The 15783-nt window shown below is 70.4% G+C and carries 14 protein-coding genes; 11 read left to right on the top strand and 3 right to left on the bottom strand.

The window, feature by feature from the left end; all coding sequences use genetic code 11:
- A partial coding sequence (locus AB0881_RS32065) for a serine/threonine-protein kinase (RefSeq protein WP_366622979.1) occupies positions 1 to 937 on the bottom strand: 937 nt, incomplete at its 3' end.
- 150 nt (positions 938 to 1087) lie between these two features.
- The gene (locus tag AB0881_RS32060; protein WP_366622977.1) at positions 1088 to 1267 is read right to left on the bottom strand and encodes a hypothetical protein; all 180 of its coding nucleotides are present in this window, start codon (positions 1265 to 1267) and stop codon (positions 1088 to 1090) included.
- Positions 1268 to 1484: 217 nt separating this feature from the next.
- Here AB0881_RS32060 and AB0881_RS32055 point away from each other — a divergent pair, with 217 nt between their 5' ends.
- The 3 genes from AB0881_RS32055 to AB0881_RS32045 are packed head-to-tail and all read left to right on the top strand — an operon-like array spanning position 1485 to position 3853.
- Positions 1485 to 1823: a PadR family transcriptional regulator gene (locus tag AB0881_RS32055; RefSeq protein ID WP_366622975.1), complete on the top strand. Its 339-nt coding sequence runs from the start codon at positions 1485 to 1487 to the stop codon at positions 1821 to 1823.
- Positions 1820 to 2551, top strand: a complete 732-nt coding sequence (locus tag AB0881_RS32050; protein ID WP_366622973.1) for a hypothetical protein — start codon at positions 1820 to 1822, stop codon at positions 2549 to 2551. The genes AB0881_RS32055 and AB0881_RS32050 overlap by 4 nt, the downstream gene beginning before the upstream one ends.
- 60 nt (positions 2552 to 2611) lie before the next feature.
- Complete coding sequence (locus AB0881_RS32045; RefSeq protein ID WP_366622971.1) at positions 2612 to 3853, top strand: S8 family serine peptidase; 1242 nt, start codon at positions 2612 to 2614, stop codon at positions 3851 to 3853.
- On the opposite strand, the gene eccCa is transcribed toward AB0881_RS32045, so the two are convergent.
- Positions 3850 to 7839 (bottom strand): type VII secretion protein EccCa, encoded by a 3990-nt coding sequence (eccCa, locus tag AB0881_RS32040; RefSeq protein WP_366622969.1) that lies wholly within the window; start codon positions 7837 to 7839, stop codon positions 3850 to 3852. The two genes, AB0881_RS32045 and eccCa, sit on opposite strands and share 4 nt — an antisense overlap.
- A 332-nt stretch (positions 7840 to 8171) precedes the next feature.
- Between eccCa and eccD the strand changes: the two genes are divergently transcribed.
- From eccD to AB0881_RS32000, 8 genes are all read left to right on the top strand, one after another.
- On the top strand, positions 8172 to 9557 hold the full coding sequence (eccD, locus tag AB0881_RS32035; protein ID WP_366622967.1) for a type VII secretion integral membrane protein EccD: 1386 nt from the start codon (positions 8172 to 8174) through the stop codon (positions 9555 to 9557).
- Positions 9557 to 10888, top strand: coding sequence for a type VII secretion protein EccB (gene eccB, locus AB0881_RS32030; protein ID WP_366622965.1), 1332 nt, complete (start codon positions 9557 to 9559; stop codon positions 10886 to 10888). Before eccD ends, eccB begins: the two co-directional genes overlap by 1 nt.
- A gap of 219 nt (positions 10889 to 11107) precedes the next feature.
- On the top strand, positions 11108 to 11422 hold the full coding sequence (locus AB0881_RS32025) for a WXG100 family type VII secretion target (RefSeq protein WP_366622963.1): 315 nt from the start codon (positions 11108 to 11110) through the stop codon (positions 11420 to 11422).
- Between the two features lie 29 nt (positions 11423 to 11451).
- A complete protein-coding gene (locus AB0881_RS32020) occupies positions 11452 to 11745 on the top strand; it encodes a WXG100 family type VII secretion target (RefSeq protein WP_366622961.1) in 294 nt (97 codons plus the stop codon).
- A 24-nt stretch (positions 11746 to 11769) separates the two neighbouring features.
- Entirely contained in the window at positions 11770 to 12210 is a 441-nt protein-coding gene (locus tag AB0881_RS32015; RefSeq protein WP_366622959.1) for a hypothetical protein, read from the top strand.
- Between the two features lie 1450 nt (positions 12211 to 13660).
- A complete protein-coding gene (locus tag AB0881_RS32010; protein WP_366622957.1) occupies positions 13661 to 14770 on the top strand; it encodes a S8 family serine peptidase in 1110 nt (369 codons plus the stop codon).
- Positions 14757 to 15059 (top strand): hypothetical protein, encoded by a 303-nt coding sequence (locus AB0881_RS32005; protein ID WP_366622955.1) that lies wholly within the window; start codon positions 14757 to 14759, stop codon positions 15057 to 15059. The genes AB0881_RS32010 and AB0881_RS32005 overlap by 14 nt, the downstream gene beginning before the upstream one ends.
- Before the next feature lie 30 nt (positions 15060 to 15089).
- Positions 15090 to 15761 carry a hypothetical protein gene (locus AB0881_RS32000; RefSeq protein WP_366622953.1) on the top strand — a complete coding sequence of 224 codons (672 nt, stop codon included), beginning with the start codon at positions 15090 to 15092 and terminating at the stop codon, positions 15759 to 15761.
- Positions 15762 to 15783: the final 22 nt, after the last annotated feature.

Here is a 15783-nt window from a genome sequence, read left to right as displayed (position 1 = left end):
GCGGCTCGGCGGTGGGCGGCCCGGCGAACGGGTCGGCGGGCGCGAACGGTGCCGGGGGCGGCGGCGCGGGCATCGCGGCCAGCGGCGCCGGTGCCTCGCCCGGGGCGGCGCCCACCAGCTGCTCCTGCGCCTCCCGCGCCGTGGGCCGCTGCTCGGGCTCCTTGGCCAGGCACGCCGCGACCACCTCGCGCAGCGGCGATGGCAGATCGCCGAGGTCGGGCTCCTCGACCAGGATGCGGTGCATGACGGCGGCCATCTCGTCGTTGCCGAACGCGGGCCGCCCGGTCGCCGCGAACACCATCGTGGTGCCCCACGCGAACATGTCCGCGGCCGGCCCGACGCCCGCCCCGCTGAAGTGCTCGGGGGCCATGTACGCGGGGGTGCCGACGTTCTGCGTCTCGCCCGCCGCGCCCAGCGCCCTGGCCACCCCGAAGTCGATCACGCGCGGGCCGTCCGGGCCCATCATCACGTTGTGCGGCTTGAAGTCGCGGTGCACGATCCCGGCCTGGTGGATCGCGTACAGCGCGGTCAGCGTGCTGATCGCGAGGCGTTCCAGCGCGCCGCCGGCGCGCGGCCCGTCGGCCTGCACCAGCGCGTGCAGGGACAGGCCCGGCACGTACTCGCTGACGATGTACGGCTGGTCGCCCGCCAGATCGGCGTCGATCACCTGTGCCGTGCAGAACCGGGCGACGCGCTTGGCGACGTCCAGCTCCCGCACGAAGCGGGCCCGCGCCGAGTCGTCGCCGGTGAGCCCGGAGTGCAGCAGCTTGATCGCGACGTGGTCGGCCGGCCGCTCCGGATCGCCGCCGGTCGTGCGGCCGAGGTAGACCGCGCCCTGGCCGCCCTCGCCCAGCCGGCCCAGGATCTCGTACGCCCCCAGCGTGGTCGGATCGCCCGACCGCAGCGGATGGGCGTCCGGCATCGTCCTGTCGGTCACACCACTCTCACTTCGTCGCACCCGGCTCCTGGAACGCCCCAGACTATTGCGCCCGCCGGGGTCGCCGCGCCCGAAGTGCACGGTTCGAGGCGGGCCCTGGAACGCGGAAGACCCCCGGCGCGCGGGCGCGGGGGTCTGCTGCGGTGCTGGTCAGGCCGGGTCGGGGTTGCCCCGGGTGGGGCCGTCGGCCGCCCGGCCGAGGTCATGGCCCGGCGGGCCCTCCTGGGCGTGCTCGCGTTCCAGCCGGGCGGCGACCGCGAGCGCGCGGAGCGAGTGGGTCCGGACGTGCTTGTGCCCGTTCGTACGGGCCTTGGGGATGCTGCTGCGCAAGACGTACCTCCGTGGTCGAGGGGGTGCGGGGGGACCCGCGGGGAACTCGGATACCCGTTCCCTCGCGCGTCTCACACGGTGCAACCGCAAGATCGAATCCGCTATTCCGAGTATCCGCTCGTATTTTCACGAAGCTAGTCGTCGGTGCTCGCTAGTTTGCATCCCTACATAGCTTGCCTTAGAGTCTAAATCGTTCCGCCGACTACGAAGGGACACCATGACCTCCGACCGCCGGGCCAGCTGGCTCAAGGGCGTTCTCGACCTGCTGGTCCTCGCCGACCTCACCGCCGGCGAGAGCTACGGCTACGAGATCGCCAAGCGGCTCGCCGCCTCCGGGATGGGCCAGATCAAGGGCGGCACGCTCTACCCGGTCCTGAACCGCCTCGAAGAGGCCGGGCTGGTCGCGGCCGAGTTCCGGGCCACCGAGCGCGGCCCCGGCCGCCGCTACTACAGCCTCACCGCCGCCGGCCGCGACGTCCTCGCCGAGCAGAGCCGGCTGTGGCTGGACTTCGCCGAGTCCGTCCGTACCAACCTCGCCAAGGGAGCCCCCCGATGACCGACTACTTCGACGACCTCTCCCAGCGGCTCCGCTCCCAGGGCATGCCGGACGAGCGGATCGCGGGCACCGTCCAGGACCTCGCCGCCTACGTCGCGGACTCCGGCGCCGACCCCCGCGAGGAGTTCGGCGCGCCCGAGGAGTTCGCCGCCCGGCTCGCCGACTCCACCTTCGAGCCGCCCGGCCCGTCCGCCGAGACCTGGGTGTGGACGGCGGACGCCGTCCACGAGGTGAAGCACCTGAACGAGTTCGGCGACCAGGGCTGGGAGGTCGAGCGCGTCAACGCCATCGGCTGCTTCGTCAGCCGCCGCGACCGGAACGCCCCGCAGCGCTGGGAGTACCGCCGCGAGACCGTGCGGCTCCGCGGCGAGTCCCGCACCGCGCTGGCCGAGCGCCTCGCCCCGGAGGGCTGGGAACCCTGCGGCGCCTGGATCTGCTACGAGTACTTCAAGCGTCCCAAGGCCGCCGACCTCGGCCCCGCCGCCGCGCTCGCCGACGTCCCCGCGCCCCCCGGCCGCCGCGCGTTCTGGAGCAGGAACATCACCGGCCTCCTCGCCGCCTGGGGCGCGCTGATCGCCGCCGTCCTCGCCTGGCGGCTCGCCGACGGCGACGGCATCGGCGGCAGCGTGGCCCTGATCGGCGGCGGCGCCCTGCTGGGCCTGGTCATCGGCGCCGTCTGGTCGATGATCGCCCGGCGCTCCTCGCCGTCGAGTGGGCGAAACCCGTGACCGCCCTACCCGCCCGCCCGTACAGTCGTGCCGCGAAGCCCCCTATCGCGGGAGACGGCGGTGCGCGGACTCGGAGCCCTGATCTGCGGCGCGTTCCTGCTGCTCCCGCAGGCCCCCGCGGCCGCCGCCCCCGCCCCGCGCTGCGAGACCGCCCCCGGCGTCCCCGGCCCGGTCGCCGCCTCCTGGGCTGACCGGAGGCTGAACCTCCCCCGGGCCCGTACGCCGACCGCGGGCCGGGGCACCACCGTCGCCGTGATCGACAGCGGCGCCGACACGTCCCACCCGATGCTGGCCGGCCGCGTCGCGAAGACCCTCGACCTCACCGGCACCGGCCCCCGCGACTGCGCCGGCCACGGCACCGGCGTCGCCGCCCTGATCGCCGGCCGCGACCTCGGCGGCGGAACGGCCGGCGTCGCCCCCGCCGCCCGCCTCCTGGTGGTCAAGCAGCAGGACACCGGCCTCGACGAGTCCGACGGCGCCCGCCTCCCGCGCGCCGTCCGCGCCGCCGCCGACGCGGGCGCCCAGGTCGTCAACGTCTCCATCAAGGCCGGTCCCAGCCCGGCCCTCGCCGAGGCCGTCCGGTACGCCCAGAGCAGGGACGTCCTGATCGTCGCCGCCGCCGGCAACGCCGAGAAGGAGGGCGGCGACGCGGTCCCCGCCTATCCGGCGAGCTACCCGGGCGTTCTCTCCGTGGCGTCCCTGGGGCCGGACGGCGCGCGCGCCGAAAGCTCCAGCGTCCAGTCCAGAGTCGACCTGGCCGCCCCCGGCAAGGGCATCCCCACGGCCTGGCCAGGGGGCGGCTACAACCCGCAGGCGGAGGGGACGAGCTACGCGGCCGCGTACGTGTCGGGAGCGGCCGCCCTCGTACGCTCGCGCCACCCGCACCTGAACCGGCAGCAGGTGGCGAACCGCCTCGTGACGACGGCCGACGGGAACGCGGGCACGGGAACCGGCCGCGGCATGATCAACCCCGTTCAGGCCGTCACCGCGGTGATCCCGGGGGAGACGGCCCCGCTCCCGCAGGCCTCGCCCCGTCCCGCGGCCCTCACCGCCCCGGAGCCGTCCGACGCCCGCACCCGCGACCTCAGCACGGCCGTGACCGGCGGCGCCCTCGCCGCCGCGGCCCTGGCCGCCCTGGCGGGCGTGGTCCTGCCGGTGGGCCGCCGCCGGCGCTGGCGTCCGGGCCGCGCCGTCCCGCCCGCCCCCGCCCTTCAGGACGAGCCGGAGATCGTGACCGGCGCCGTCCAAGGAACGATCGGCGGCCACACGAGCGGCACCCACACCACGGGCACCCGCGTCTAGGGGCCCTGCCCGTCCAGGCAGGCGGTCTGGATCAGGCGGGGGCCGGTGCGGCGGCCGGTGAGGGTGCCGCGGCCGGGCGGCAGGGGAGAGGGGACGACCTCGCCGAACAGCGGGCCCTCCTCCTTGCCGCCGGACATGATCAAGGCCGGTGTCGCCATGTCCTTGAGCCGCTGGACGACCGGGTCGTACAGCGCGCGGGCGGCGCCGCCCATCGCCCGCGACAGCACCAGGTGCAGCCCGATGTCGCGGGCCTGCGGGAGCAGTTCCAGCAGCGGGAGCAGCGGGTTGCCCGCGGTGGCGACGAGGTCGTAGTCGTCGGCGAAGAGGAAGATGTCCGCGCCCTTCCACCAGGAGCGCCGCCGCAGCTCCTCGGGGGTGAGATCCGCGGGCGGCAGCCGGTCGTTCAGCGCGTCCACCAGGTCCTCCACCAGCTGCGCGGCGGCCGCAGACGACGCGGCGTACCCGACGCGGTGCGCGGTGTCGGCGGTGTCGAGCAGCGACCGCCGGTAGTCGACGAACAGCAGCCTCGCCTCCTCGGGAGGGTGCCGCGCCACCACGCCCTCGGCGATGAGCCGGAGCACGTTGGTCTTGCCGCACTCGGTGTCGCCGACGACCACGAAGTGCGAGTCGGCGGCGAAGTCCAGCGGTACGGCGGACAGGGTGTCCTCGTCGATCCCGATCGGCACCCGCCACCGTTCGGGCGGCGCCCCGGCCAGCCGGGCGGCGGGCAGCAGGCTGGGCAGCAGCCGGACCGGCGGCGCCGCGGGCCCCTGCCACGCCCTGGCGACCGCCTCGACCAGCTCGCCGGCGCCGTCGGCGAGGTCGCCGGCCGTGCCGCGCCCGTCCAGGCGCGGCAGCGCGGCCAGGAAGTGCATGCCGTCGGGGGTGAGACCGCGGCCGGGCCGGCCCGCCGGGACGTTCTCGGCCAGCCGCCGGTCGATCTCGGACTCGTAGGCGTCGCCGAGCTTGAGTTCGAGCCGGGTGCCGAACACGTCCCGGATCCCCATCCGGAACTCCGACCACTTGCCCGCCGTGGCGATCACGTGGACGCCGAAGCCCAGCCCGCGCGCCGCCAGGTCCGTGACGACCTCCTCCAGGTGCTCGTACTCCTGGCGGAGCGTCATCCAGCCGTCCACGACCAGGAAGACGTCGCCGAACCCGTCGCCGGGCAGCTCGCCCGCCGCGCGCAGCCGCCGGTACGTGGCGATCGAGTCGACGCCGCGCTCGCCGAACTCGCGCTCCCGCCGTTCCAGCAGGGTGGAGACCTCCGCGACGGTACGGCGCACGCGGTCGGCGTCCAGCCGGCCGGTCACGCCGCCGACGTGCGGGAGCCCGGCGAACGGGCCCAGCGTGCCGCCGCCGAAGTCCAGGCAGTAGAACTGCACCTCTTCGGGCGTGTGCAGCAGCGACAGCGACGCGATCAGCGCCCGCAGCATGGTCGACTTGCCGGTCTGCGGCGCGCCGACGATCCCGACATGACCGGCCGCGGCCGACAGGTCCACCCAGAGCGGATCGCGGCGCTGCTCGAACGGCCGGTCGATGATCCCCGCGACGGCGGCGAGGCGCCCGCGGCCCTCCCAGCCGGCGGTCGTCAGCCCGTGCCGCGGGGTCACCGCCAGGGGCGGCAGCAGCGCGTTCACCGGCGGCGGCGCGTCCAGCGGCGGCAGCCAGATGCGGTGCGCCTCCGGGCCCTGGCCGGCGAGCCGGTCGACGACCGTGCCGAACAGCGTCCCCGCCGGTTCCCGCGAGGCGGGCGGCGCGGGACCCTCCTCGGGCGCGGGCTCGAAGCGCGGGCGCACGTACGCGGGCCCGTACGGGACGATCGCCCGCCGCCGGCGCGATCCGCCCCCGGCCGTCCCGGCGCCGTCCGGCTCGTCGCCGACCGCGCCGGACACGTACGCCGCCTTGAACCGGATCATGTCGCTGACGTCCACCTTCAGGTACCCGTTGCCCGGCTGGGACGGCAGCTCGTACGCGTCCGGAACGCCCAGCACGACGCGCGACTCCATCGCCGAGAACGTCCGCAGCCCGATCCGGTACGACAGGTGCGAGTCGAGCCCGCGCAGCCTGCCCTCTTCGAGCCGCTGCGAGGCCAGCAGCAGGTGCACGCCCAGCGAGCGCCCGAGCCGCCCCATCATCGCGAACAGCTCCGCGAACTCGGGCTTGGCCGACAGCAGTTCGGAGAACTCGTCCAGGACCACGAACAGGGTCGGGAGGGGCGCGAGCGGCGCGCCCTGCTCGCGCGCCTTCTCGTAGTCGCGTACCGACGCGTGGTTGCCCGTGGCGCGCAGCAGCTCCTGCCTGCGGATCATCTCGCCGTGCAGCGCGTCGTACATGCGGTCGACGAGCGGGAGCTCCTCCTCCAGGTTGGTGATGATCGCCGACACGTGCCGGAGCCGGTCCAGGCCGAGGAACGTGGCGCCGCCCTTGAAGTCGACGAGGACGAAGTTGAGCGCCTCCGACGAGTGCGTCATCGCGAGCGCGAGCACCAGCGTCCGCAGCAGCTCCGACTTGCCCGACCCGGTCGCCCCGATGAGCAGCCCGTGCGGGCCCATGCCGCCCTGCGCCGACTCCTTGATGTCCAGCTCGACCGGGCGGCCGTCGGCGTCCACCCCGATCGGGACGCGCAGCCGGTTGCGCGGCGGCCGCGGCTGCCAGGCGGTGCGGACGTCGATGGCCGCGGCGCCGTCCAGGCCGAGGAGCGAGGTGAGGGTGAGGTTCCCGGCCAGGGCGTTCTGCTCCGGTTCGTCCGGCGCGCCCGCGCGCAGCGGAGCCAGCCGCAGCGCCAGCCCCTCGGCCTGGACGGGGGTGAGCGCGTCGGGCCGGCCGAGCGGGCTCGCGACGTCCTTGCCGGTGTGGTCGCGTTCGAGCATCTCCAGCCCGCCGGCCGTCACGTCGAGCCGCAGCATCGTCGAGTCCGGCGCGGCGGCGGCCGGCGTGCCGAGATCCACGACGCAGACGCCCTTGATGCCGTCCGAGCCCAGATGGGCGTCCGCGGTGACCGTCCCGCCGTCCACGATCACCACGTGGAACGGCAGGTCCCGCGGGCCCGCGCCCGGACCGAACCGTGGCCGGTCCTTCAGGTCCTCCTCCAGCAGCCGTTCCAGCTCCGCGAGCGAGTGCGTCATCAGCCGTACCGGCCCGGCCGCGTCGTGCTCGCCGGGATGCAGGCAGTGCGGCAGCCATTTCGCCCACTGCCAGTCGGGCATGCGCTCGGGCGAGGCGCAGATGCCGATCCGCACGTCGTCGGGCGAGTGGAACGCGACGAGCTGCGCCACCAGCGCGCGCAGCATCGCCAGTACCGCCGCGGGATCGCCGGTCGGAACGATCCGGGAGAACGCGGGCAGCGACACCGCGACCGGCAGATCCGGGACGCTCGAGTGCGCCCGCAGGAAGCGACGCAGCGCGCCGGCGCACATCGGCTCCAGATCCTCGATCGGCCGGGTCTCGGGATGGATCAGCTCGACGGCGAGGCGCTGCCGTCCCGTACCGATCCGCACCTGCCCGAAGTCCGCGTCGGCGGGCCGCCGTTCCCAGAGGCGGTGGCTCAGCACCAGGGACCAGAGCGTCCGCGGGGCGGGGCCCGACCACTCCAGCGCCTCCCGCTGCCGGCGGGCCGCGTCCCTGACCCGTACGCGGACCTGGTCGAGGTAGCGGTAGTAGTCCCTGCGGGCGCTGTTGAGCTGCTGCTTGCGCTCGCCCGCGCCCTGGCCCATGTGCCCGAACCCCATGCCGACCATCGACAGCACGAACAGCCCGCTCGCGATCCACATGATCGGGTTGCCGCCCCCGGCGCCGCCCGCGCCGCCCATGAACATCAGCCCCATGGCCGCGCCGCTGGCGGCCATGGGGAGGTACATCAGCGCGTTCGCGAAGCCCTGGCCGGCCTTCTCGGGGACCTCGGGCGGCGGCTCCAGCACGATCTCGCCCTCGGGCACCCGCGGCGGCGTGCGTCGCTCCGGCCGCCGTACGACCTCGATTCCCACAACCGCCTCCCGGCCGTGACCGCCAAGAAACCGGACGATTTTCCGCAGTCAAGATCATTGGTCAGCCCGCCGCGGATCGGGCCTGCGTTCCGGACATCGCGGAGAAATATTGGCATTTGGCCTAACTTCTCCCCGAGGGAAGCTCGTCGCGCTATTCTCCCGGAACACGGGCCAAAGTATCACCCTGGGTTCGGTGTCCGGGTGGCTTGCCGAAGATCCGCCGAATTCATCGAACCGCTGGTCAGAGCCCTGTTCCGCAGCCCTCTAATGATCGTTTCGGCTGCCCGCCGGCAACGACCAAATGATCGTTCGGGATGGAGGTCACGGCGCCGGTGAATACGTCGCCAGGGGAAGAGCTGTGCCGCGTGGTGATGGTCGCGCCGAATCGGCGCCTCGACCTCTCGCTGCCCGCCGACGTGCCGCTCGCCCACATGCTCCCCACGCTCCTGCGGGCCGCCGGGCACGCGCGGCCGGGCGCGGGCGAGTGGCACGCCGGCTGGATCCTGCAGCGCCTGGACGAGCCGCCGCTGGACGAGTCGCGCACACTCGGGCAGCTCGGCGTCCGCGACGGCGAACTCCTCTACTTCCGCCCGGAACTCGCCCAGCTGCCCGAGATCGTCTTCGACGACGTCGCCGACGTCGTCGCCACCGGCATCAACGAGCGCCCCGATCGCTGGCGCCCCGAGACCACGCGCACGTTCGGCCTCCTCGCCGCCGCCTTCGCCCTCCTCACCGGCGCCGCGGCCCTGGCCACCGCCGGCCCTCCCTGGGAGTTGTACGCCGCCGGCGCCGGCTGCGTCACCGCGATCCTCCTCCTGGCCGGCATCCTGCTCTCCCGCGCGGTCGGCGACGCGGGCGCCGGAGCGGTCCTGGGCTACAGCGCGCTCCCGTACGCGTTCCTCACCGGACTCCTCATCCCCGCACGTCCGGTCGCGCTACGCGACCTGGACTCCCCGCACCTCTTGGCGGGCCTGAGCGCCCTTACGCTGGCCGCGGTCATCGCAGCCTTCGCCATCACCGAGGGACTGCCGGTCTTCCTTGGCCTGGCCATGGCGTCCCTCCTGGGAGTCGTCGCGGCCGCCACCGTCGAAGGCTCCGGAACGGCCCCCGCGGGCGCCGCCGCTTTCATCGCGGCCCTCTGCCTGGCCCTGACCGCGCTCATCCCGTCCCTGGCGTTCAGGCTTGCCCGGCTGCCGCTGCCGCCCGTACCGGAGAACGCGGAGGAACTGCGCAGCGCCCAGACGTTCGACGGCCCGACCCTGCTGCGCCGTACGCGCGAGGCAGACCGCTTCACCACCGGACTAGTAGCCGCCGTCGCGGTCGTCTGCCTAACCGCCCAACTGTTCCTGGTAACAGCACCAGGCTGGCTGCCCCTAACGATGAGCCTCTGCGTATCCCTCGTACTCCTCCTACGCGCGCGTGTCTTCCACGGCAGACCGCAACGCCTCTGGCTCCTGTGCAGCGGCCTGGCCGGACTGGCAATCCTCAGCCTGCGCACCGCCGCGACCGCCGAAACGACACTGCTCACCGTCGTCGTACCGCTCCTCCTAGCCACAACGCTCACACTCGCCATGGCGCTGCGCCTACCGGCGCACAAGCCGTCCCCCTTCTGGGGCAGGGCAGGAGACATCGTCGACCTGGCCCTCATCATCAGCCTCTTCCCCCTCGCCATGGGGCTGCTGAACTTCTACTCCTGGCTGCGCGGGCTGGCCGGCTGATGCAGACCCGCAAGGACCTCTACCAGGCGCACCGCCTGATGACCCAACGCGTCGCCCTAGCGCTCCTGCAAGGGCAGCCCAGCGCGGCCGAATCCCCCATGAGACGTACCGGCGTCGGCACCCTCTGCGGCGTCATGGTGACCGTCCTCGTCGCCGCCGGTTTCGGCATCGCGGGCTTCCTGTTCAAGGGCGGCGCCCGCAACCTGGAGAAGCCCGGCGTCCTGATCATCGAGAAGGAGACCGGCGCGACGTACGCCTACAGCGCCGAGACCCGGAAGATGGTCCCGTTCCTCAACTACACCTCGGCCCGACTGGCGATGCCGAGCACCACCGTCCAGACCAGATCGGTCTCCGCCAAGTCCCTCGCCAAGTACGGCAGAGGCCCCCTGACGGGCATCCCCGGAGCCCCCGAGTCGCTCCCCGACCCCCGCAAACCAGCCGAACCGCCCTGGTCCCTATGCGTCCGCACCACCGACGGCCGCTCCCAGGTCACCCTCGCCGGCGGCCGGGACATCGGCGGCCGGCCCCTGACCGACGTCCAAGGCGTCCTCGTCCAGGCAGGCGCCCAACCCTGGCTGATCTGGCGCAGCACCCGCCTCCGGATATCTCCCAGGGCCGCGCGCGTCCTGACCGCCGCACCGCCCGTACCGGTGGACGAACGCTGGCTGAACGGCCTGCCGCAAGGAGCCGACTTCGCCCCGCCGCGAATCCCCGGCGCAGGCGAACCCGGCATCGGCCGGCTGTTCCGCGTCGCCGCCGTGGCCGGAACGCCCGAACGCTGGTACGTCCAGCTCGCGGACGGCCTGTCCAGCATCTCCCAGACCCAGGCCCGCCTCCTGCTCGACGCCCCCGGCGCCCCCGGCCCGCCCAGCGACATCTCCCCGGGCGAAGCCGGCGAACGCCCGTCCCGTACGAACCTGCACAGCCGGGCGCTCCCGGAGAGGCCACCGCGCATCATCGCCTACACACCGGCCGACCCGCTCTGCGCCGTTTACCACAACACCGACCGCCTTTCCACCGACGCCCGCTTCACGATCGGCGGCTCGCTCCCGGACGCACGGTCCCGGGCAACGAACGGCCTGGACCAAGTCACCCTCCCCGGCGGCGGCGCGTTCGCCGGCACGCTCGCCGTCCCGGGGCAGCGTCCCCAGGCGTACTCGATCCTCACTGACCAGGGAGTCCGCCACCCCGTCGCCACCCGCGAGGACGTCGCCAGGCTCGGCTACGGAACCACCGCCGCGACCCCCGTTCCGGCGAACCTGCTGAACCTGTTTCGGACGGGACCCACCCTGTCGTCGGAGGCCGCCAAATGGCCGGTTCCGGCCAGCTGACCCCTGAACCGAACGCGGGGTGCCGGTGATTTCGCTGATCAGCGAGTGGGCGGTGAGAAATCGGTCGGCGCCCCATGGAATTCGTTCCTTTTCTTCGCGTGGACCCTTAAACCGCAGCCTCTCTACTCTCGTACTTTCTCATTGTCACAGCGCGTGTATCAGATCCGGCAAAACCGCCTGATCGGACACTAGCGATCAATTACTCAAGGAAGGCCCAGCATGGCTCCACAGTCATCGGTCAACCGCCAGCACATGCAGCAGGCCGCGACGAAGGTCCAGGACGCCCACGGCCAGATGGGCCAGGTCAAGGGCCAGCTCACCGGCCACCACGGCGAACTCCAGGCCGCCTGGCAGGGCGAGTCGGCCGCCGCGTTCACCCAGGTCTTCCAGCTCTTCCAGACCGAGTTCACCAAGGTCATGAAGGACCTCGACCTGATCCACCAGAAGCTCGTCGACACCCGCGTCAAGTACGAGGCCGCCGAGCAGGAGAAGACCGGCCGCATCAACCAGCTCAAGGGCGTCGTGAACGGCTGATCCACAAATCCGGCAAAGGAGAATAGATCATGTCCCATGACCGCACATACGTGAACTTCGGCGGAATGGCGCAAGGCCAGGCGAACTTCATGAACGTCCTCAAGCGCTACCAGCAGATCATCGAAACCCTCGACGCGCAGGTCCGCACCCACCTCGCCGAATGGGACGGCGACGCCCGCACCGCGTACGAGATGAAGTCCCGCGAGTGGAAGGCCGCCTCCCAGCGCATGGCCACCGCCGTCGCCGGCATGGGCCGTTCCATCGGCGACGCCCACGACATCCACCTGGGCGCCGAGAAGACCAACACCGCCCTCTGGGCCTGACCGCAGACCGCACGGGGAGGAGCAATGGTGGCACCGCAGGACCAGCAACCCGACCTGAACAAGCTCTTCCCAGGCATGTTCCAGGGCCCCCAAACCAAGGGCCGCCCAGGCACGGTCGAGCACCAACGCGACCGCATGCGCCAGGTAGCCGCCGCGATGCGCCAAGACCTGTCAAAGCTCCAGTACATGCTCACGGGCCTGAACGGCGACTGCGGCACGATCGGCACCTGGGACGTGGCCCGGCAACTCGGCACCAAGGTGGCCACCGCCCACCGGAACATGCTCGCCACCGTCCAGGCCTACATCCAGGCCTACGAAATCGTCATCCGCCGAGTCGAGACAAGCGCCGCCAACTACGGCAAGGCAGAACAAGCAGCAGACACCGCCGCAAGACACCCCGGCCAGCATCTCGGCCAGCCCCCGACCACCGGCCCACCCTCGACCCTTCCCTGGCGCACCAGGTAGGTCTCGAATCAGAAGGAGAGGACATGGGCGGCGGCCCGCAGCAGCAGAACATCCGAGCTGGAGCCTTGGGCAAGGGCAACCCGGAGCAGTACAACTACGACGCGATCGCCACACACCTCAAGGGTGCCCAGGCCATCCCTTTGATGGCCGTGGCCCGCGCCTACGCACAAGCACGAACCGCCCTCAACCAGGCCGAAAGCGACCTGGCCAAGCACGTGAGCCGCCTCCGCGAAGTGTGGCAGGGCGAAGCACAGGAACTCGGCATGGGCGACTTCAAGCGCCTGATCGAAGGCGCCGGCGTCCTCGCGGAAGCCAGCACTGCCTTCGAGTCCGCGATGACCCAGGCAAGCGGAGTCGTCCGCGCCGCTCCAGGAGGGCTACCCGCCAAGACCAACCCGGTCCTCCCCTGGCAACAGCCCAAACCCGGCCCCCCGGACGGCTCCCTCTCCCACCACGCAGACGACAAGGCCGCCCAAGCCCACCTGGCCAAAGTCAACACCGACCTAAACACCGCCTACGCCCGCATCCCCGAAAGCCTTTCCTTCGATCTCCCCCGGGATCGGCACGAGCCTCTTGCGACCACTGGCGGAGGCGGCGAATCCGGGGCAGCGAGCTCCGGTGGAGGGGGCGGAGGGGCGATTGGCGGGTCCGGGACGGCTGCCGATGGCTCCGGCCCTGAGGGCTCTCGGCTGGAACTTCCCTCGACCTTCGCCGACGCGCGCCAACCAGAACAAGGAATACGAGCCAACGAGGGCGGATCGTCCGAACTCGAGGGCGTTCGTTCGCCGACACTCGGTGGCTCGCCTGGTCCCGGAGGGAACTTGGCGGCCCCGGGCACTTCGGGGGCTGGCGGGCTCCAGCCGCCTGGCGGTTCGGCAGGGGGTTTCGTACCAGCCGCCGGATCGCTGGCGCCTCCCCGTGGGGTGATCGGCCCTCACTCCGGAACGGGCGTCGCTGTCCCCGGGCGTGGCGGATCGCACGGCCAGGGTGGCGGAACGCCCGTATCAGGGGCAGGCCGCCCTGGCGCTCCTGGAGTATCGCCGATGCTGCCCGCTGGTGGAGTGCTGGGAACCCTAGGCGCCGCCAACAAGGGCACGGGCCCGGCGCCGAGCGGCGCCGGCCGACCCGCCAGCGCGGGTGCACTGACGCGAAATGGCGTGATCGCCCCGGTGATGCCGATGTCACCTGGGGGAGCGTCCGGTGCTGCAACGAGCGCCCGCCCGACCCCAGGCCATGGAATGACAGGCAGCGTTCCGGCGGGACCGAGGACGAGCGAGCATGAGTGGCGCACATGGCTGACCGAGGACGACAGCGTCTGGGTAGAAGATCGCGACCTTGCCCCACGTGTGATCGGGCAGCCGGAAGACTCGAAATGAAGCGGGGAAGCTGGTCCAGAGCCAGCGCCGGCGACTCTGCGGCCTTGGGACGGAGAGTCGGTGCGACCTGCGCCGTGACGGCACTGCTTCTCAGCTACGGGAGCCCAGTCTCTGCTGCACCTTCACCGCGGCCGGACCAGTGGTGGTTCCCCGCATGGGAGATAGAGGACAAGATCTGGCCTCTGACCAAGGGGCGCGGAGTCACCGTCGGCTTGCTCGACAGCGGGGTGGAGGCACGACTCCCCGAACTACGAGGTGTCGTCCTGAAGGGGAAGCAACTCGTCGGCGGCAAGGGGGATGGCCGTAAGGACACCGACACGGAGAACGGCGGTCATGGCACCAGCTTGGCGGTCGCCATCGCGGGCCAGGGGGGAGGAACAGGCCTTGTCGGCATCGCACCCGAGGCTCGCATACTGCCGGTCGTCGGTGGATCGATCTTCTACGACGACCAGATCCGCTATGCGGTCGACCACGGCGCGAAGGTCATCAACCTTGCGGTGACCACCCCGGGGCCGATATGCCCTGAGAAAACCCAGAAGGCGGTCAGATACGCCCTCGAACGGGATGTCGTACTCGTCGCCGCAGCAGGAAACCTTGCCCTGGGGAAGAGTTCTGAGTATTACCCCCCGAACTGCGCCGGAGTGCTCACGGTAGGGGCTCTGGACGCTGACCTCAATGTGTGGAAGAAGTCGACCCCTGGCCCCACCGTCATGGCAGCGGCCCCTGGCGTGTCCGTGGGAATCGTCGGCAAGGCCGGCGTCTATGCGAAAACGAACGGTACGAGTATCTCGACAGCATTCACCTCGGGCCTCGTTGCGCTGATTCGTTCCCGCTACCCGAAGATGTCCGGCCGCGAGGTAGTCCAACGACTCCTCTACACAGCCCGCGACGTCGACGCCAAGGGCTGGGACGAACGCACCGGCTACGGCGCCCTGATTCCCTACACCGCTCTCACCGCGAAGGTACCTTCAAACGCCACAAACCCAATTTATGAACGCTTTGAGCGGTTAACGGCCGAAAATTCAGTGCCCGTCAAAAGTGCAGGCAAAGAAGAAAATACGACCGAGACCTCGCCTAAGGTAGGGGGGTGGTCGTTCTTTCTCTCGCTGACTGGGATAGCGGGCACAATAGTTGCAGTCATTCTCACTGCTGGTATGCGATGGAGGTGCCGTGGGCGAGCATGAAGTTTGGGTGCGTGACATCAATAAGCTAGACGAACTGGGCCGCCATCACATGATGGCCATCGCCGACGACCTACTGGCATCAAGGAAACGCGTAGACGCGCTAAACCTTAATCCAGCGGCATTCGGTGAGAACGCGATGCGCTTCGAGATGGAAAGAGTTTACGAGCAAGTGCGTCAAGAATTCGGGAGGCAGTTGAATGCAGCTTATATAGGTATGCGAGACTCGGGAGCTGCAGTATCAAAGATTGCTAAGAACTACCGGGCAATTGAGAGAAGACTGTCTGCTTGAGTCATACTCAACTCTATGAAGGAGATATGAATGGGGATCGAGAATCTGCTCAAGCTTAGCGGGATTGAGTTGATCGATGCGACGGCTGGAATGCTCGGCCAACAACCGCCATCGCAACTTTCAAGACCGCTGACCACTCCCGAACCTAAGCTGATAAAGCCAACACAAGACGAATGGTGGCGAGCGGCAGATCAAGTGACCGCGCATATCGAAGCCGTCCGTACACAACTAACCGTTGTGTCTGCAAATTGGGATGTTCCGCCAAGCTTCACTCAATATATGAACAAGATAGTGCAACATCTAGAGGCTCAACAAACAGCCATGCACGGTGTGGCTTGGCAGCTCAACGCTGCTGCCGAAATACTCGATGCTGGAAAGAAGGAGACAAAAGACAAGATTAGCGAGGTCGCTGCCGGCCTGGTTGCTGCTCTGGCCACCGCTTTGGCGATGGCTCTCGTTTCAGGTACTACGGCTGGGGCGATTGGAGTTGGAATAGCTGCAGGGATTATTGCTGCACTGATCCAATGGCTTGTTAATCGACGCAACCTGCAGCGCAAGCAGTTGGAGGAACAGAGCAAGGTCGTGCAGTCGCTGGAAGGTCTAATAAAGGGGCAGCAGCTTAAAAATATCACTCCTCCTCCGGCTCCAGATCTAAAAGGCATCAAGGGATTTTCTTCTATTCATGACCCAAATTATTCATAGTCGATCCGATCGGTAGTCAACT

Source organism: Spirillospora sp. NPDC029432 (genome assembly GCF_040703975.1).
Classification (GTDB): domain Bacteria; phylum Actinomycetota; class Actinomycetes; order Streptosporangiales; family Streptosporangiaceae; genus Spirillospora.
The sequence above is the reverse complement of the archived record's forward strand: the minus strand, read 5'-3'. Positions and strand labels throughout refer to the sequence as shown.

Bases quoted from the DNA above. Each gene is read 5' to 3' on its own strand.
- AB0881_RS32055 (WP_366622975.1), top strand. From the start codon at position 1,485: ATGACCTCCGACCGCCGGGCCAGCTGGCTCAAGGGCGTTCTCGACCTG.
- AB0881_RS32015 (WP_366622959.1), top strand. From the start codon at position 11,770: ATGGTGGCACCGCAGGACCAGCAACCCGACCTGAACAAGCTCTTCCCA.
- AB0881_RS32050 (WP_366622973.1), top strand. From the start codon at position 1,820: ATGACCGACTACTTCGACGACCTCTCCCAGCGGCTCCGCTCCCAGGGC.
- AB0881_RS32020 (WP_366622961.1), top strand. From the start codon at position 11,452: ATGTCCCATGACCGCACATACGTGAACTTCGGCGGAATGGCGCAAGGC.
- AB0881_RS32000 (WP_366622953.1), top strand. From the start codon at position 15,090: ATGGGGATCGAGAATCTGCTCAAGCTTAGCGGGATTGAGTTGATCGAT.
- AB0881_RS32025 (WP_366622963.1), top strand. From the start codon at position 11,108: ATGGCTCCACAGTCATCGGTCAACCGCCAGCACATGCAGCAGGCCGCG.
- eccB (WP_366622965.1), top strand. From the start codon at position 9,557: ATGCAGACCCGCAAGGACCTCTACCAGGCGCACCGCCTGATGACCCAA.